The 17,019-nt window shown below is 56.9% G+C and carries 15 protein-coding genes and 5 pseudogenes; 3 read left to right on the top strand and 17 right to left on the bottom strand.

Features of this window, described 5'->3' with window-relative positions:
• The 5 genes and pseudogenes from G3A56_RS29765 to G3A56_RS29805 all read right to left on the bottom strand — a co-directional run.
• On the bottom strand, positions 1 to 149 hold a 149-nt coding region (locus tag G3A56_RS29765; RefSeq protein WP_425503403.1), incomplete at its 3' end, for a divalent metal cation transporter.
• Between the two features lie 97 nt (positions 150 to 246).
• Positions 247 to 477 (bottom strand): annotated as a pseudogene (locus G3A56_RS29760) (divalent metal cation transporter); the annotation flags it as partial.
• Between the two features lie 580 nt (positions 478 to 1,057).
• The gene (locus tag G3A56_RS27640; RefSeq protein WP_164056994.1) at positions 1,058 to 1,288 is read right to left on the bottom strand and encodes a copper chaperone PCu(A)C; all 231 of its coding nucleotides are present in this window, start codon (positions 1,286 to 1,288) and stop codon (positions 1,058 to 1,060) included.
• A 263-nt stretch (positions 1,289 to 1,551) separates the two neighbouring features.
• Positions 1,552 to 3,718 (bottom strand): annotated as a pseudogene (locus G3A56_RS27635) (heavy metal translocating P-type ATPase).
• 351 nt (positions 3,719 to 4,069) lie between these two features.
• Positions 4,070 to 4,171 (bottom strand): annotated as a pseudogene (locus G3A56_RS29805) (cation transporter); the annotation flags it as partial.
• A 266-nt stretch (positions 4,172 to 4,437) separates the two neighbouring features.
• Between G3A56_RS29805 and G3A56_RS27630 the strand changes: the two are divergent.
• From G3A56_RS27630 to istB, 3 genes and pseudogenes are all read left to right on the top strand, one after another.
• Complete coding sequence (locus tag G3A56_RS27630; RefSeq protein WP_137067690.1) at positions 4,438 to 5,328, top strand: endonuclease/exonuclease/phosphatase family protein; 891 nt, start codon at positions 4,438 to 4,440, stop codon at positions 5,326 to 5,328.
• A gap of 78 nt (positions 5,329 to 5,406) precedes the next feature.
• The gene (gene istA / locus G3A56_RS27625; RefSeq protein ID WP_137039966.1) at positions 5,407 to 6,903 is read left to right on the top strand and encodes an IS21 family transposase; all 1,497 of its coding nucleotides are present in this window, start codon (positions 5,407 to 5,409) and stop codon (positions 6,901 to 6,903) included.
• Positions 6,900 to 7,657 (top strand): annotated as a pseudogene (istB, locus tag G3A56_RS27620) (IS21-like element helper ATPase IstB). Before istA ends, istB begins: the two are co-directional and overlap by 4 nt.
• A gap of 338 nt (positions 7,658 to 7,995) precedes the next feature.
• Here the strand turns inward: istB and G3A56_RS27615 are convergent.
• The 12 genes and pseudogenes from G3A56_RS27615 to G3A56_RS27565 form a co-directional block, all read right to left on the bottom strand.
• Positions 7,996 to 8,694 (bottom strand): L,D-transpeptidase, encoded by a 699-nt coding sequence (locus tag G3A56_RS27615; protein WP_003501207.1) that lies wholly within the window; start codon positions 8,692 to 8,694, stop codon positions 7,996 to 7,998.
• 22 nt (positions 8,695 to 8,716) lie between these two features.
• On the bottom strand, positions 8,717 to 10,363 hold the full coding sequence (locus G3A56_RS27610; RefSeq protein ID WP_035226354.1) for a phosphoethanolamine transferase: 1,647 nt from the start codon (positions 10,361 to 10,363) through the stop codon (positions 8,717 to 8,719).
• Positions 10,364 to 10,426: 63 nt separating this feature from the next.
• Positions 10,427 to 10,615, bottom strand: a pseudogene (locus G3A56_RS29215) (hypothetical protein); the annotation flags it as partial.
• Between the two features lie 51 nt (positions 10,616 to 10,666).
• A complete protein-coding gene (locus G3A56_RS27605; protein WP_035228067.1) occupies positions 10,667 to 11,419 on the bottom strand; it encodes an IS6 family transposase in 753 nt (250 codons plus the stop codon).
• Between the two features lie 44 nt (positions 11,420 to 11,463).
• Entirely contained in the window at positions 11,464 to 12,081 is a 618-nt protein-coding gene (locus tag G3A56_RS27600; RefSeq protein WP_164056993.1) for a hypothetical protein, read from the bottom strand.
• A gap of 68 nt (positions 12,082 to 12,149) precedes the next feature.
• Complete coding sequence (locus tag G3A56_RS27595) at positions 12,150 to 12,425, bottom strand: hypothetical protein (protein ID WP_164056992.1); 276 nt, start codon at positions 12,423 to 12,425, stop codon at positions 12,150 to 12,152.
• A 143-nt stretch (positions 12,426 to 12,568) separates the two neighbouring features.
• Positions 12,569 to 13,114 (bottom strand): hypothetical protein, encoded by a 546-nt coding sequence (locus tag G3A56_RS27590; RefSeq protein WP_164056991.1) that lies wholly within the window; start codon positions 13,112 to 13,114, stop codon positions 12,569 to 12,571.
• Positions 13,104 to 13,529, bottom strand: a complete 426-nt coding sequence (locus tag G3A56_RS27585; RefSeq protein WP_130519743.1) for a hypothetical protein — start codon at positions 13,527 to 13,529, stop codon at positions 13,104 to 13,106. Before G3A56_RS27585 ends, G3A56_RS27590 begins: the two co-directional genes overlap by 11 nt.
• A complete protein-coding gene (locus tag G3A56_RS27580) occupies positions 13,526 to 14,527 on the bottom strand; it encodes a hypothetical protein (RefSeq protein WP_130519745.1) in 1,002 nt (333 codons plus the stop codon). The genes G3A56_RS27585 and G3A56_RS27580 overlap by 4 nt, the downstream gene beginning before the upstream one ends.
• 10 nt (positions 14,528 to 14,537) lie before the next feature.
• Positions 14,538 to 15,551, bottom strand: a complete 1,014-nt coding sequence (locus G3A56_RS27575) for a hypothetical protein (protein WP_130519748.1) — start codon at positions 15,549 to 15,551, stop codon at positions 14,538 to 14,540.
• Complete coding sequence (locus tag G3A56_RS27570; protein ID WP_130519750.1) at positions 15,548 to 16,303, bottom strand: hypothetical protein; 756 nt, start codon at positions 16,301 to 16,303, stop codon at positions 15,548 to 15,550. Before G3A56_RS27570 ends, G3A56_RS27575 begins: the two co-directional genes overlap by 4 nt.
• Positions 16,304 to 16,315: 12 nt before the next feature.
• Complete coding sequence (locus G3A56_RS27565) at positions 16,316 to 16,963, bottom strand: hypothetical protein (RefSeq protein ID WP_130519752.1); 648 nt, start codon at positions 16,961 to 16,963, stop codon at positions 16,316 to 16,318.
• Positions 16,964 to 17,019 lie beyond the last annotated feature (56 nt).

The following is a 17,019-nucleotide window of genomic DNA, read 5'->3' as shown; positions in this document are numbered from 1 at the left end:
GATCTCTGTGGTCGGGCAAATCCGAGGATGACTTGTCCCCAGTCGGGATCCGCAAGCGCGATCTGGATGGTGAAGCAGACGGTAATCACACCCAGCAACGTGATTACGAGCGCTTCGACCCAACGGAAACCTAGCTTCTGGAGATACAGGATGAGGAAGACGTCCAGTGCGTGATGACGACTCCCAGTTCCAGTGGGATGCGAAGATCAGGTTGAGCCCGATCGCAGTGCCGATCACCTCCGCTATGTCGGTAGCGATGATCGCTATTTCTGCCAGGATCCAGAGGACGATGCCGACCGGTCGAGGGAAGCATCGCGGCAAGCCTGCGCAAGGTCTCGCCCGGAGCCGAATCGCGAGACGGGCGCAGAGCGACTGGAGCACGATCGCCATGATGTTCGACACAAGTGCTACCGTCAAAAGCGCATAGCCGAAGCGGGATCCGCCGGCGAGAGAGGTCGCCCAGTTTCCAGGATCCATATACCCGACTGCCCACCAGGTAGCCTGGACCAAAGAAGCCATGCCCGGCGAAATGTGCCCTGCCCGGTCGCCACCGCGATGGATCGATGCACGTCAGACAGCGACGCTTCCCTCCGGCCCGCCGCCAGCCCTTTACCGGACTGTCCATAGATTCACCTACGATTCTTGGTTTTTGCTTAGTTGCTATTGCAAATCATTCGCATGAAGTTTGAGAATTGACAAGTGCATTTCCAAGGCGGGCGATGAACCGGGATCTGCTCGGGTCGCACCTGCTCTGATGCCGTTCAGCATCGAAATACAAGAGGAACCCAGCAAGTATCATCGCACTCAACCATATTAGCAGTCGCCTGAGGCTTCACCAGACAACTGCGGAGGGATTGTCGACCCTGAGGTTGATAGAGGTCCTGTGAAAACGCTCTAGGCCACTAATCATGGATCTTGATGGCCGGAATGATCCTCGCCCGACTCTCGTTTCGGCTTCTGCACAACGAACTCGACCTCCACTGCTCCTGCTTTCTCGAACAGGAGCGTCGCTTGAACTTCTCACCTTCGACCGGCCGATTTATGGGCTTGACCAGCATTATGTGGGTTCCACCGGGTTGAAGCGCCAAGGTAGCACCGGGGCAATTTCGAGGCCTTGCTTCGCCGGACGCATTTTCGCTACCCCATCCACCAGGGAGGACTCGTGGATTTCCAGTCTCTCGGCGATGTTAGTCGTGCCACCGACAAGACGGTCAGACTCCTGTCCGGTGTTGACGATCGTCACATAGCCACCCAGCACCGGAGCGACCGGAGGAGCAGTGCCGACCAAGGGTGCCTAAGTTCCAGCTTTCCTGCCTTGAAAGTCATGTGCAAACGCCGTTCCAGCAAGCAGACATGCAAAGATTGTCGCGGCGACGCGGATTGTCGAATTCGATCTCTTGTTCATTGCTTCCTCCTTCTCACTGCGACACCGTCTGACCGTCTTGGTACTGGAAAAGCTCCTTTGGATTCCAGACAGCGAGGACCCGACCAGACTGAATACGACCGAGGTCGCTACCATCAGCAGGATCCCTCCAAATACAATTTTCCTGATCATTTTACTGCTTCAACGTATGGGCGCAGGAGGCGCAAGGCGTTTATCGTAACAAGCACAGTTGCACCCGTATCTGCCAGGATAGCGGGCCAGAGGCAGTGATTCCCATAATGGTGGTGACGAGAAACACAGCCTTGAGGCGAGCGCGATGGTGATATTCTGAAAAATGTTTCGCATCGTACGCTTCGAAAGATCGACCATGAGAGCGACATCCCGACTCTGCCGTGGAGTACCGCGGCATCGGCGGTCTCCAGCGCGACGTCCGTGCCGCCACCCATGGCGATGCCTATATCTGCCGCAGCGAGAGCGGGAGCATCGTTGATGCCATCCCGATCTTGCCGACCACGTAACCTTCCTGTTTGAGTTCGCCAACAATACGCTGCTTGTCCTCAGGCATCAGTTCTGCACGAACTTCAATGCCAAGCTGAGCGCCAATGGCTGATGCGTGCGAGCGTTGTCGCCCGTAAGCATGATTGCTTTGATCCCGAGATCGGTCAGTGCCTTAAGGCCCTCGATCGCGTCCGCTCGGGGTTCGTCGCGCATGGCGATGGCACCTGCAAGTACATCGCGATTACCAAAACGGATACAGTCTTGCCATCCTCGTTCAGAGAGGTAATCTGCAGCGAATGCGCTATCGGAATCGTCACACGCTCGGCAGCAGCCTTCGGAGATCCGAGGAAGACTTCCACGCCGTCGATGACCGCGCTAACGCCTTTGCCGCCGAGTGCCTTGGCATCGGTCGAAGCTGGAGCATCGAGCCCGTCTTCATCCGCTCTGGCGAGGATCGCGACCGCCAGCGGATGGCTTGATCGGTTTCAAGTGCCGCAGCATAACGGAGTACCTCGGGACTACTGCGGCCGAAAGGAATAACATCCGTCACTTGGGCTTTCCTTCGGTCAACGTCCCCGTCTTGTCGAACGCGACTGCAGTCACCCTGCCGACCCCTTCGAGAACTGCGCCGCCCTTCATGAGAAGGCCGCGCCGTGCGCCCGCCGACAGTGAAGCGGCAATGGCAGCAGGTGTCGAAATGACGAGGGCGCAAGGGCAGCCGATCAAAAGGATCGCAAGCCCCTTGTAAATCCATTCACTCCATTCGCCGCCAACAAGTAAAGGTGGGATGATGGAAACCAACGCGGCAACGACAACCACGCCCGGTGTATAGTATCTCGAAAAGCGATCGATGAACCGCTCTGTCGGAGCCTTCGATTCCTGGGCTTCCTCGACCAGGCGGACGACGCGAGCAATGGTGTTGTCTTCGGCTGCAGCGGTGACACGAACGCGCAGTGCCGCGTCGCCGTTGACGGTACCTGCGAATACGTTATCACCGATCACCTTGCGGACCGGTACGCTTTCACCCGTCACGGGTGCCTCATCGACAGAACTTTCACCTGACATTATCACGCCATCGGCCGAAATCCTGTCACCGGGGCGAACAAGTATAATTGAACCGACAGCAAGCACCTCTGCCGGAACCTCGCGGGTCTTCCCACCCTCTTCCAGCAAAGCCGTCTTGGGCACGAGGTTTGTCAGAGACTTGATACTGTCGCGAGCCTTGCCAGCCGCAACGCCCTCGAGGAGCTCACCAACAAGGAATAGAAAGACAACGGCCGCCGCCTCTTCGGTAGCGTTAATAATCAATGCGCCGACAGCGGCGATCGTCATCAGCATCTCAATGGAGAAGGGAGTGCCTGCCCTCGCAGCCATAAAAGCACGACGGGCGATGGGTATAAGGCCAACCAACATGGCGATGATGAAGGCGTAAGTATCTATGGCCGGAACCAGATTGCCGATAGCATATGCGGCAGTCAGAGATCCGCCTGCGATTATCGTCAGGCGCCCCTTGCGGCTACTCCACCACGGCCCTTCGCTTGGCCTATGATCATGACCGTGAAGACCCTCCAACTCAACGTCCGCTGACGCCTGTCCGTTGGTATGGCCAGCATCGTCTTGCGATCCTGAATAAGTAGCGGGGGACCGCTTCGCGGTAGGAATGATCGGTGCGACCGAGTATCCAAGGCCAGAAACCTGCTTCTCAATAGCTTTGAGATCAGCGAACGCGTGCTTGACCGTCATCGTCCCCGAGGTCACCGAGACACTAACATCTTCAACACCCGGAATGCGACGGACGGCAGTGTCGATCTTGCTTGCACATGAAGCACAATCCATTCCACCAACGTGGAAACGGGCCTGACCATCCGGGATCGGCCTCTGGCTTGATTGAGAGGTTGCAGAGTGATCGTGCCCACCGTTGTTCTCATGGGTATGGTCGTGGGAGTGCGTCTCGTTGCCATGCTTGTTCATGCAAGCAAAGCCATGCTCGTGGGGAGTCGTACCATGATCGTGCGCCTGCGCGTGCTCATCAGGTGAATGATCATGATCGTGGGAACAGCCTGGCCCATGGACGTGTTCTATAGCAGATGGCACCGCTTTAGACTTGGCGGGAATAAGCTTCGTCGGATATCCAAGGCCGGTGACCTTTTTTCCCATATCCTCGACATCGATTGTGTCGTCATGCTCGACTGTCATGGTCCCGGCGGAGACGGAAATCGAAACATCTTGAACGCCAGGCATGCGCCTGATCGCCGTATCGATTTTGGTTGCACACGAAGCGCAGTCCATGCCCTCGATCCGGAATCTCGTCTGAAGTGGCTCAACCATATCATGTATCCCCATATTGATACGGCAAGCTTTACGACCTCTAGCCACTAGAGACGCAATGGGAAATTTTTGCTCTTTTGCATTTCGGTGAAAACTGCTGGATTTCACGATATCCGTGACGAGTTCTCGGAAGCGAACAGATTATTGCATACTCGCTTTGATATATTATTAAAGCTAATATGTTAAACTTACCGTCTCGGCTCTTTATGCTCAATGTGGTGAAATGAATGACTTCTGTCCGCAACGGTAAGCTTGGAAAAAGTCTGCTTTTTATTTCGATTTGCAGTTTGAGCGGCGTTCTTTCTGCATTGATATTCGGAAGTAGCCTCTGGCTATTCGATATTGTTTTCCTGTTCTGGCCCTACGTCACTCTATCCGCTTTTTGCCTGCTGCTCGCGACGTTCCTTCTTGGGGAGCGACCGGCGCGGCTTTTGTGTTCCCTTGCATTTCTGGCAAGTCTGATGCCGTTCTTTATGCAGCCTCAGGCACCGCAGGGGGCTGCGGACAGGAATTTACGCGTTATCTCAGCCAACCTGCTGATGCACAATGATGCGGAACCTGGGGGTTTTCTGCGGTTTCTGACGGAGCAACAGCCAGATGTCCTCTTTCTTCAAGAGACTGAAGACCGCTGGCAGAAAGCAATCGCGGCTAGCGGCCTGTTTGGCTATCAAAGCAGTTCTAACCTGCCAGCGCGCGACGATATGAAAGTCTTTTCGCGTCTTCCTATTCTCTCGGAGGTCAGGCTTTCGTCCGCGCAGGCGTATGAGCGATATCCGATGCGCCTCGTTCTGGGGACGGAAAATGATCCGCTGATTCTTTATGCACTACATCCCGATACACCGCGTTCGCCAGCCCGCTGGAAAGGCCGAAACGCTTATCTCGACGGATTGGCGGATGCTGTCCTGTCTGAAAAAGAGGGCGCGAAGCTTATTGTTGCCGGTGACTGGAACACACCGCCGTGGTCACCCTACTTTGCGAGATTTTTTGAGAAAAGCGGATTATTCTTCGCACGTGCAAGCAATGTTCCTGTGATGACACGATTCAGCCGTCGGCTACCGTTCAGATTCGGTTCCATGAGAGCGGCGGTGCAAAAGTCGTCCACGGTAGCGGCGGCATAATGCTTCTGCGGGCGGAGTAAAATCCGGCCACCTATTTCCTTTCTGCAATGATCGCAGGAGGGACAGGGGATCTACACCGTGGAATTATACCTCAAGGTTCGCCTGGCTGTTTCCGAAGGGATGACGCAGCGTCAGGCAGCAAAGTATTTCAACATATCGCGCGACAGCGTGGCCAAGATGGTGGCCTATTCGACGCCGCCCGGCTATCAGCGGCGATCACCGATCCGGCGTCCGAAGCTTGATGCGTTCGTTTCGACGATCGACCATTGGCTCGATGAAGACCTGAAGGTGCCGCGCAAGCAGCGCCATACGGCCAAGCGGGTGTTCGACCGCCTGCGCGACGAATGCGGGTTCACCGGCGGCTACACGATCATCAAGGATTATATGCGCGATCGGGATCAGCGCCGACAAGAGGTGTTTGTGCCGCTGTCGCATCCGCCCGGCCATGCGCAGGCGGACTTCGGTGAGGCGACGGTCGTGATTGGCGGCGTGGAGCAGAAGGCGCGCTTCTTCGTGCTCGATCTGCCGCATAGCGACGGCTGCTATGTGCGGGCCTATCCGGCGGCGGTGGCCGAGGCCTGGGTCGACGGCCACATCCATGCATTTGCCTTCTTTGGGGCCGTGCCACAGTCGATCGTCTACGACAACGACCGTTGCCTGGTGGCGAAGATTTTGCCTGACGGCACCCGCAAGCGCGCGACGTTGTTCAGCGGCTTCCTGTCCCACTACCTTATCCGGGATCGCTATGGCCGTCCCGGCAAGGGCAACGACAAGGGGAACGTCGAGGGTCTCGTCGGCTATGCCCGGCGCAACTTCATGGTGCCGATCCCGCAGTTTGCGACATGGGAGGCGTTCAACACCTTTCTGGAGGAGCAGTGCCGGAAGCGCCAGCGCGACAGGCTGCGCGGCGAGAGCGAGACGATCGGCGAGCGCTTGCGGCGCGATCTGGCTGCCATGCGCGCCTTGCCAGCCTCGCCATTTGATGCCTGCGACCAGGCAAGTGCCAAGGTGACGGCGCAGTCGCTGGTGCGCTACAAGACCAACGACTATTCCGTCCCGGTCGCCTATGGCCATCAGGATGTGTGGGTGCGCGGCTATGTCAACGAAGTGGTCATCGGTTGCCGTGGCGAGATCATCGCCCGCCATCCTCGGTGCTGGGAACGGGAAGACGTCGTCTTCGATCCTGTCCATTACCTGCCGCTGATCGAGCAGAAGATCAATTCGCTGGATCAGGCAGCGCCCCTCCAGGGCTGGGACTTGCCGCAAGAGTTCGCTACGCTGCGCCGGTTGATGGAAGGCCGCATGGCCAAGCACGGCCGGCGTGAGTACGTGCAGGTCCTCCGCCTGCTGGAGAGCTTCGAACTCGCCGATCTGCATGCGGCGGTGAAGCAGGCGATCCAGCTTGGCGCCATTGGCTTTGACGCCGTCAAGCATCTGATCCTGTGCCGGGTGGAACGCCGGCCGCCCAGACTGGACCTGTCCATCTACCCCTATCTGCCGAGGGCGACGGTCGAGACGACCTCGGCGAAGGCGTATATGCGTCTCCTGTCGTCGGATGCGGGAGAAGCCGCATGAACACCGAAGCACCCGAGATCCTGCTCGCGCACTATCTCAAGGCCCTGAAGCTGCCGACCTTCCAGCGCGAGCACCAGAAGCTGGCCCGGCTATGCGCAACCGAGGGCGTCGATCACGTCGGCTACCTGTTCCGGCTTGCCGAACGGGAAACGATCGAGCGGGATCGCCGCAAGGTCGAACGTCGCATCAAGGCGGCCAAATTCCCGGTCGTCAAAAGCCTGGATAGCTTCGACTTCACAGCTATCCCAAGCTCAACAAGATGCAGGTGCTGGAACTGTCCCGCTGCGAATGGATCGAGCGCCGCGAGAACGTCATTGCTCTCGGTCCCAGTGGAACCGGCAAGACGCATGTTGCTCTCGGCCTCGGCCTGGCCGCCTGCCAGAAGGGCTTGTCCGTCGGCTTCACCACGGCCGCCGCCCTGGTCAGTGAGATGATGGAGGCGCGTGATGAGCGGCGTCTTCTCCGCTTCCAGAAGCAAATGGCGGCCTACAAGCTACTGATCATCGACGAGCTGGGCTTCGTCCCGCTATCAAAGACCGGCGCGGAGTTGCTGTTCGAGCTGATCTCGCAACGCTATGAGCGCGGTGCCACCCTGATCACCAGCAATCTGCCTTTCGACGAATGGACCGAAACCCTGGGATCCGAGCGTCTGACCGGCGCGTTGCTCGATCGCATCACCCACCACGTCAACATCCTCGAGATGAACGGCGACAGCTATCGTCTCGCCCAGAGCCGCGCCCGAAAGGCCGGCTGACACCTCTCAAAAAATCGCCGCCCCCGCCTGAGACCCCGCTCGGGCTACGCCCTCCCGGCGGTCTCAGGCGGCCGCCATAGTGGCCGACTTTTGCTCCGCCCCGTGGCCGGTTTTTACTCCGCCGTTGACAGGTTCCATGATTGACCATATCGCGGTTTCGGGTGCTTTAAGACTGGCAAGTTGGCGGGTCGGCCCCGATTTTGGATCCAATCACATTCCGGTTGTTGCGGATCTGTCATTTAATTAAACTCAGGCTGGCGGTTTGTGGTTTTTGCATCGGTTCAACACGCCGGGCATATATATGCCCGGTAGAAGCCATAAAATCTGCTGTTAGCTGTCTATTGTTTGACGACGATCCGAGCCTTGTAGGGAACCCTCTCATAGAGGTCGATGACATCCTGATTGATCAGACGGACGCAGCCGGAGGAAACCGATTTGCCGATGGATGACCATTCCTTCGTGCCATGTAGACGATAGAGCGTATCCTGACTGTTCTGGAAGATATAAAGCGCGCGTGCGCCGAGCGGATTGCTTGGTCCCGGTTCCTGTCCACCGTTCTCGACCGAGTATTTTTCCAGTTCGGGTTGCCGTGCAATCATTTCTGCCGGTGGTTTCCAGCGCGGCCATTTCTGCCGCCACTGGATGATGCCTTCGCCTTGCCAGGCGAAACCGGCGCGGCCGAGACCAACACCATAACGCATGGCCGTGCCACCTGGTTCGACGACATAAAGGAACTTCGATGGCGTATCTACGACGACCGTTCCCGCAGGTTCGCCTGTCGGATCTTCGACGCGCTGACGGTAAAACTTGGGATCGATCTGCTGAAACGGTACGGCTGGCAGCTTGTGGCCGCCATCTTCGAGGCCCGCGTAGCGTGTGATCATTTCGGCTTCGCCTGGCGGGCCGATCGGCCTGCGGGCAATGGCCGGTGTCGGAGCAGGCTGATTTACCGTCGCACATCCCGCCAGCATCGTGGTCAGGGAAGCGGCTCCCAGCAGGAAGCCCCGGCGTTTAAGCTGTTTATCATCGAATAGCATTCAAGTCCCGTGATTTGCAATTTCAGTTATTGAGAGAGGGTTGGTGTTGGCCGCCACGGCAGGCCGCAAACATGTCCAGATCACGCTCGTAAACGCTGGTGGATACATTCATCATGCCGAGAAGACTGGAAAACAGGTTGTCGTGCGAAAATGTGTTTTCGCGTCTTTGTTGCTGGCAGCGGATATCAAGCCCCATCGAGGCTGCGAACTCCGGGCTGAACCAGGTTAGCAGTGGAATGCGTGTCTGTTCGTCGGGCGCTATAAAATAGGGCGTGCCGTGCAAATAGAGGCCATTTTCCCCCAGCGATTCCCCGTGGTCGGAGACGTAGAGCATACCTGTCGCCAGCGTATCGGTCCGGGCTTTCAGGCGGTCGATGATGCCGGACAGGACGAAATCGGTGTAAAGGATGGCATTGTCATAGGCATTAACGATTTCTTGGTCCTTGCATTTCGCCAGCTCGGTGGTCGTGCACTCGGGCACGAATTTACGGAACGCCTCAGGATACCGCTTGTAATAGGCCGGGCCATGATTGCCCATTTGATGGAAGACGAGGACGCTGTCCTGCTTCACGTTTGAGAGCCACTCATCAATCTTTTCGAGAACGATCTCGTCGTCGCAGGTGCCATCGGCACAGAAGCGTGGATCGTTGGAATTGTAAATATTGACGACGCGAACCCGGTCCGCAACGCCCTTGCTGCCGGTGTTGTTTTCGATCCACGTCATGTCGATGCCTGCCCGTCTGAGAACATCGACCGCCGTTTCATTCTCTAATCCTCCAGCATGGGTGTAGCCCGAACGTTTCAGATTGGAGAACATGCACGGCAGGGAGACGTCGGTTGCCGTGCCGCAGCTGGCGAAATTGGAGTAATAGGTGACGTCCTGTTTTTTCAGAAGCGGATTGGTTTCGCGTTCATAGAAACCGAGAGAGAAATTAGCACCGCGCGCCGTTTCCCCAACGACGATGACAGCAACGCGTAGCTTGCTTAAGCCGTCCACCGGAGTGGTCACGGTTGCATCCTCACCCAGCGGCTTGACGACAACGTTTCTTTCATTTCCTGTCGCCAGAGCCACTTTGGCGATAGAGACGAGAGGTGTAACCGGATTGAGGGTTTTCGCCAGTTCACGCTTGGTCCGTATAACGGCTGAATAAGGCTTGTAGTAAAGCGCTCCGCTACCGGCGATGATTGCAATGCAGGAAGCCGTGATGCCAACATTCCACAACACGACGCGTTCGGCGGATGGAAATCTGACCCGAACCCACAAGATGAGGAGAGAGGGAATAACGGCAACGAGAAGCATGTGCCGGAAGTAACCGGCAGTCAGCAGGTCCCCGGCCTCGGCAGAGGTCGTTTCAAAAACGTTGCGCACCATATCCGTATCGATCAACACGCCGAGATTGTCGATGAACCAGGACGCGCCTCCAGCCAGCAAGACAAGCAACACAAGCACTGGCTTGAAGAGATATTTGACAGCTGAAAGAATCGTCAGGACAAAAAACAACGCAACTATGACGAGATTGAGCGCCAAGAATGCGCCCATCTCGTCCGCCAGATAACGCCCGGCCTTTTCCCAGAATGTCGCGTTTGAAAACGCCCAGAAACATAAGGCTGCCAAAAGTGCGAGCAGACGGTAGTCTAGCGACGGGCGATAAGTTTTAAAGAACCTCAATCTGGCTCCCTTGCCGCAACGTCACGAGATGAGGTGCGTTGCCTTGAATTTAAGAGTTAAGATTTAATTTCCCGCGGACTGTACAGGTCTCCAAGACCTCGAGGTCTCATGGGGATCGGCAAGCGCCGCATCCGGCCGGCTGACGGGATACTTGATGCCCGATACCGCCTCCGCCATCTTTGTCGCTCCCTGTTTCTTCAACAGTGAGCGGAAGCTCGGATGCATACCGCCATCGACATAGGCGAGGGCGGGCTTGTCGCAAACCTTGCAGTAGGCTGAGACTACCCGCGAACGGTGGCATTTTCACGCTTTGTTAACCTTTTGAAGTCCGAAGAGGCGCCCGAGCAGGTCATTCTGGTCGTTGATTGTCCAGTCGCCGGAAAAGCCGAAGCCTTTGCGCAGCCACAACATCGCTTCGAACCCAGCGATCGTCCGGCGCGCCGTTTTGAATGACTGGAAGCAGCCGATCTTGGGCATGTTCTTCTTGACCCGGAAGTGGTCGCTCTCGATGCCTTGCTGGAGGTGCTTCGTGACATAATGTACCGGGCTCGGATGCAGGAGCCCGTCATCGATGGCTGTTTTGATCGTTGAAGGAAACGTGTTAGCGCCATCTGTACCGATCTTACCCGGCGATAGTAGCGGCTCATCCTTGAGCATCTTACGGAAGAAGCGCTTGGCGGCGTCGAGATCGCGCTTCGCGGTGAGCAAGAAGTCGACCGGGTTTCCGTGCTTGTCGATGGCGCGGTACAGGTATCGCCACTTGCCCCGGATCTTGACGTAGGTCTCGTCAATCCTGACTGAGCCACAATGCGGTCGGCGAAACTGGCGTAGGCGCTTCTCGATTACAGGTGCATAGGCGAGGACCCAGCGGTTGATTGTACTATGGTCGACCTCGAAGCCGCGCTCGCGGAACATCTCCTCGAGATCTCTGTAGCTGAGCGGATACCGTAGATACCATGTCACTGCCTGCACGATCAGCCATGCCTCGAAATGCCGCCCTTTGAAATCGTCCTTCGACTGGCGCTTCAGCTTTTCGGCAATGGCATTCAGAATCATGGCTACGCTCCGCTACATCGGGAGCTGAATTTCCACCGTTGTGGTCAACAGCTAGTTAACCAAAAGAATTTGCGACACGCCCCTTTCGCCGCTGCCGACAGCGCTTGAGTAATACGTGCCTTGGCGTCAGTGGCAAGATCGAGCGACAATCCCTGTTGGACGGTAAAGGTGTTCGGGCCGAGATCGGGCGCACCCTTCGGCTGGAATTTCGCTCCATCATAGGCACGATAACTAATCCGTTCGCCCGCAGCCTCCACGAGCCGCCCGCGCAGCGATGAGGCAAGATCAACCTCCGCAAGACCGGTGGCATTGATAACCGAAACCTCGCGCGCAATGGCTTCCACCATTGCCTTGATTGACGTGTCGGCCGCGATCTGCGCCTCGCGCCCACCCGCATCCCATTCCATCAGGCTATCGAGCTTCTCTTGCCATCCATGCCGACCGGTAGAGACAGCTAGCAGAACCGTTCCCCATGTCTCGGCCGCGCGTAAAGGACCAACCTTGGCTACTAAGCGGTCATAAACCCCGAACGCGTCCCCCTCAAATGGCAGTTGCTTGGCGGCAGCGGCTCTTGCACCCATCACCGCATATGCATGCTGGATTGAACGGTTTATATGCTGCAAGAGGGGAACCGGCGCGTCGGCCGCAAAAGCGTTCAGCACCGCATCTGTGACCTCGCGGGAGGATCGAGCGGGAGGCGCAATGTTCGTTGGCGCCCGTGCTGTAACGCTCAGTGCCCCATAATGCGCCCCTTGTCAAAGAATGCTTCCAGCCGGGTCACGACATCATTTAGCGAGCGCACATCGTTCATATGCTCATAGATCGCTGGGCGGCCATCGTTACCGCTCTGGATCATCGCCCATCTGCCTTCGTATGCCTTCTCAACAGCCGCAGGGCTAGGCTTATGCGCTAGCTCCAATCGGAGAAGATAGCGGCCCCCGCTCTGCCTCAAGGAAAGCGAGATGCCGGGGCCGAAATCGAACCACTTTTTCGCGTTCTGGTCCATCTCTCCTCACCTTTCATCGAAGCTGAACGGGTTGATCCCAAATCCTATGTCGCTAACGCGCCCGACCAATTCCTGCTCGTTTATGACGCCTGCCGGGGCAAACTTCGTTCCATCGTGCTTGACGAGGCAACATTTATCGAACTTCAGCTTCTCGCCGTTCTTGTCCTGTGCCTGCAACAAGGCACACGCCTCCATCTGAATCTCACCGGCCTTTTCTTTGCCGAAGGCCAGAGTGACCCGATAACCTGGCTGCACTGCCCCTTCGGTTTCGGGGCTATAACGAAAAGCCAGAGTCCCGAATCCGGCCCATCACCTTTGAACCAAAGGACGCTGCGGCCGGGAGGAATAGCGTCACAGCCAATTCGCGCAATATACTCGCCGATTGGCATGCCGCCCGGCTCACCATCGATGAACGCCTCTTTTTCCGCTGCATATGCAGCATTCTTGAGGGTGATGTTCAGTGAGGTAGATTCCTCAACTGACAGCCTTTTCACCTGCGGCGAAGCCTCTTGCTTCGGCGTGGCGGCAACAGAAGGCTGCTCGAACGACGTTTCGCGCTCCGATCGCTCGAATTCCCCGATCTCATCCTCATCCGAGAACCCGACCTGATCTTTCGCCTGCTTCTCGATCATTGCAGCGCTCGGAGCATCGTCGTCATCTTCCACACTCGAATACGCATCAACCGTCATAGTCGCTCTCCGCATGTTTCGATCCGCTCGATGCAAGTCGCTCGTCAGCCAGCCTCTCCACGGCTTCCTGAATCTGCTTGGCGGCATAGAGCATCTTCGGCATTCGGCTGATCCGACCTAACGCCTCATTGATCGCCGCCTTCATCCTGTCTGGATTGAGCTGCACATCAGATTTGCGTCGAGCCTCTTCGTGCTTCGCCGCCGTTGCCAGCTCTGAAACGTAGATGTCCCGTGCAGCCGAGGGGCGCGAGGGATCATCTACCTCATAGGTAATTTCGATGTCGCCATCGCCGACCTCGAAATCCTGATCATCGAAATAGCCGTCGCTATCCGGGACAGCCACATCAACGTCTACTGTCGCTATCTCGTGGCTATCGTTGTGATCTGCGCGTTCGGCTGGCTTATTTCCTGTCAATTCGATCCCTGTGCCTCTGCTGCGAGCATTCCTGCAACGACCGCGGCCTTGCGAGCCTCTGACTCCGAATGGTAGGTGCGGAGGCGCATCGAAAGTGCCCGCAAGCGGTTAAGTTCGATCATCAGGCCACGCTCTGACTGCATCTGAAGAGCATTGGTCCATTTTTGATAGGCGGGACCACCGCCATAGTTGTCTATCAAGGCATCCATGGCCTGAAGGACGCTCCCCGCCCCATCTCCGTCCCCGCTGGCCTTATTCGACATCGCCGCGACCGCAGCCAACGAAACTAGCGCAGGCGAGCGCCAAGCCTCTGCCTCGCGCGCACGCAGCATCGAGAATTCACCTCCAACAGTGCCTGTCTCATTACCCGTGGGCTTCTCCACCGCAAAACCAGCGAGCTGCTGGATTACTTTTCGCTTATCCTCTTCCGAGGCATTTACATCGAGCAACAACGAGGCGTCCGTCGAGCGCGGATCTCGCCGGTCAGCCGCCTGCTGCGCGACACTCGGAACAGATCCCGGCGATACGTCGATCTGCTTGTAAACACGCGAGGTTGAGCTACCGGTGCCATCAATAGCGCCCGTCACCTTCTGCAAAAACGCCACTTGGGCGCATGCATTGGGTCCTTGCCCTGTCTCATACGAGTAGTTTTCCTTGATCGCGACCAAACGCTCGCGCCGCATCTGCTCAGTTACGGTATTTGCGTAAGCCTCTTGGCTCTTCTTGGTGGCCTGCTGCAACCTTTGCCCTTCGCCGGAAGTTTGCCGGTTGAGCACCTTGAGCGCTGCGAGGACCTGTTCCAGCGTCTCGGAGCCAGCTTTGGCGACATCATTTTCCAAAATCTGCGTTTCTTGGATCAGATGCTTTTCGACTTGCTCGTGGGTGGCAATCCATCCAGTGCTAATCGCACACCATGCCGCAGCGGCCGAATTAGCGCCAAGCAGCATGCTACCGCCGAGAACAACTGAACCGAGAACAAAACGCTTATGCTTTTTCATCGGACAGCTCCTATTGAAGACCGGCGCGGCGCTGGCCAGCGCCTACAGAGACAACGCCCTCGTTGCCGTTGAACACAGCTCGGTTAACCCGAGACAGGGCATAGGAAGACAGCGCCAGTTCCGTTCTCGCATTGTCTTTGACCTGAAAAGCCATCAGAGCGATGTTTGCGGCTTCAATCCGAACAGCGTCGAGCAGCGTGGCTCTCAGCGGCTTGTCGGCGCTGGCCTGCGCCCACTTCACCCCACCATCGTCACCTGTCCAATGCTTCATCAGCTCGGCCAGCTTTTCTCTCGGGCCACCCGGCTCATTTTCGGCAGCGATGGACGACAAAACGTTCACCACGACCGAACGACGAACATCGTTCCTGTTCTTTTCGAAGGTCTGCAAATCGCCTGCCACACCGCCACCGGCTTGCTTCTCAATCGGGGGTCCGGCAACGAAATTGATATACTCTGCCGCCGCCGAGCTGTTGCCGCTGAATATAGCTTCGGCATCAAAGTTCGAGCCGCTTTGCGCCAATGACGCCCAATCCTTCGGGGACCCATATTGGCCCGGCTTGAAATAGGTGCCATTACGATAGGACGCGGCTTTCCCGGCCATTGCCATGTTTGCAGCATAGAAAGACTGGCTCTTTGTCTGCAAACCGCAACTGTCATAGCCCGTGACGCCATAGCGCTCTTTCGCATCGGCAATTTGATACGCCTGCCTCTGCGCAACATTTGCGCTTGCTGCCGCTTCAGCAGATTTCTTTACCACGGTAGAGGTTTGCTGACCCGATCCCGATTCCTGTTTCGTCAGGACCTTCAGCGCTGCCAACAGAAGCTGGCGTTGGCGCATCTCTTCCGTGATGAGCAACGTCTTCGATTTCACGATCTGCGTCGTCACAGCAGTATCGAGCTGTAGCGTCCGCTGGATTACATGCGCCTCAACAGCACATGTCACGGCAAACGCAGGGGACGAAATCCCCGCCATCGTAATCGCAGCGAGATAAAACGCCGCCTTTTTCTTCGAAATAACGGTCATTGCATATCGCCTCCCATACCCGACACCGCCACGCCCATCATTGTCGAACGGGACGCTGAAAGCGCCGCGCCGCGCATACGGGCATTCATCAATTCCAGACGATCCCCTACAACTTCAGCATTAGGCTTGATCGTCGGCAGTGGGGCGAGGACATCAATGTAGTCCGCAGCCGTCACGACTTCAGCGCCGCCATAATTTCTATTCACGAGAAACGGCGCTGCATTCGAATCCCCGGCGTTGCGCTCGCTTCGAACGGTCGATTGGCAGTATGTCGGGCCGAGGGCCGCACGCTCCTGATCGGTGCAGTAATGTCCGATCCTCTTAAGAAGCGAGTTCTTGATTGTCGCGGCCGCGTTTCCGCCGCTGCTCAGGTATTTCTGATCAGATGACCGGAAAGCGGTCAGCATCTTCTTTTCGGAATTATCGACACCTGAGAGACCCGACCTTGCATCCACAACAGCGCAGGATGTCTCACCTTGACCAGTTTCATACGAATATCGGTTTTTGATGTCGGCCATACGGAGCGCCTGCTCTTGCGCAAGTTCCGCATTCACCGCCGCCTCTTCCGATTTCTTGATCACGTGCTGTGTTTGGGATGCTGAGCTGGAGACTTGCCGGTCAACCGTTTTCAGGCCAGCCATGAAGCGCTCGAAACTAGTCGCCCATTCCATGATCGTTGCATTGGCAGCGCCCGGCATCGTCGTGCCAGCGAAAGCGATGCCAATCACCAGTGCGGTTGCTGCTTTTCGCATCGGATATCCCCTTTACTGCTGGAAGAGATTTCCGAACGGGTTGCTCGTGTTTCCGGTATTGCCGGTGGGCTGCGTTCCATTACCCACCGTGTTGTTTCCAGCCTGCACGGCAGGCGGGGTCATGATCGGCTGGTCGATGCCGTTGCCGGTGCTCATTGACGCCAGCGTGAAGTCATACTTTCCGATGCCAGGAATACTCGGAAGCTTCAGCTCTGTTACGCTATTCCCTGAACCGCCAAGCAGCTCATTCATCTGTCCTCCCATGACGGAATCGAACTGGTACATATTGTTGTTGATCTTCCCCACCACCTTCTGCAGTTGGTCATTGAGCACTTGGCAAACTTGCTGCTGAGCTTTCTGGATCAAACCATTGATCAACTGATCCGCCGCCCCGCCCAAGAAATCGAAGCTTGTGGGGATCAGGTTCGAGAGATCGAGGGAATCGAGCAGGTTTGAGCCAAGGCAGCTATTGGCCCCGTTAAAAAACTCGGAGCTATCCACTTTCGCTGCATCGAGAAGCGCTATCTGTCTCTGAACCGCTGCATCGGCCGCTTGAGTGATCCCGCATCCACCCGCACCTTGAGCGGAAGCCGGTGAGGCCGCAAAAATCGCCGCCGAAACTGCCAACCCTGCAAACGTCGCCTTCGTTGTGGCACGCATGTCCGTCTCTCTCCTGTTAGCCTCTTTCCCACGCGGCAAGAGCCGCCAAAGCAATT

This window comes from Rhizobium oryzihabitans (assembly GCF_010669145.1).
Lineage (GTDB): Bacteria > Pseudomonadota > Alphaproteobacteria > Rhizobiales > Rhizobiaceae > Agrobacterium > Agrobacterium oryzihabitans.
Note: the sequence above shows the minus strand (reverse complement) of the source record. Positions and strands in the feature narration are given on the sequence as shown.

Bases quoted from the DNA above. Each gene is read 5' to 3' on its own strand.
- G3A56_RS27630 (WP_137067690.1), top strand. From the start codon at position 4,438: ATGACTTCTGTCCGCAACGGTAAGCTTGGAAAAAGTCTGCTTTTTATT.
- G3A56_RS27615 (WP_003501207.1), bottom strand. From the start codon at position 8,694: ATGCTATTCGATGATAAACAGCTTAAACGCCGGGGCTTCCTGCTGGGA.
- G3A56_RS27605 (WP_035228067.1), bottom strand. From the start codon at position 11,419: ATGATTCTGAATGCCATTGCCGAAAAGCTGAAGCGCCAGTCGAAGGAC.
- G3A56_RS27595 (WP_164056992.1), bottom strand. From the start codon at position 12,425: ATGGACCAGAACGCGAAAAAGTGGTTCGATTTCGGCCCCGGCATCTCG.
- G3A56_RS27590 (WP_164056991.1), bottom strand. From the start codon at position 13,114: ATGACGGTTGATGCGTATTCGAGTGTGGAAGATGACGACGATGCTCCG.
- G3A56_RS27580 (WP_130519745.1), bottom strand. From the start codon at position 14,527: ATGAAAAAGCATAAGCGTTTTGTTCTCGGTTCAGTTGTTCTCGGCGGT.
- G3A56_RS27575 (WP_130519748.1), bottom strand. From the start codon at position 15,551: ATGACCGTTATTTCGAAGAAAAAGGCGGCGTTTTATCTCGCTGCGATT.
- G3A56_RS27570 (WP_130519750.1), bottom strand. From the start codon at position 16,303: ATGCGAAAAGCAGCAACCGCACTGGTGATTGGCATCGCTTTCGCTGGC.
- G3A56_RS27565 (WP_130519752.1), bottom strand. From the start codon at position 16,963: ATGCGTGCCACAACGAAGGCGACGTTTGCAGGGTTGGCAGTTTCGGCG.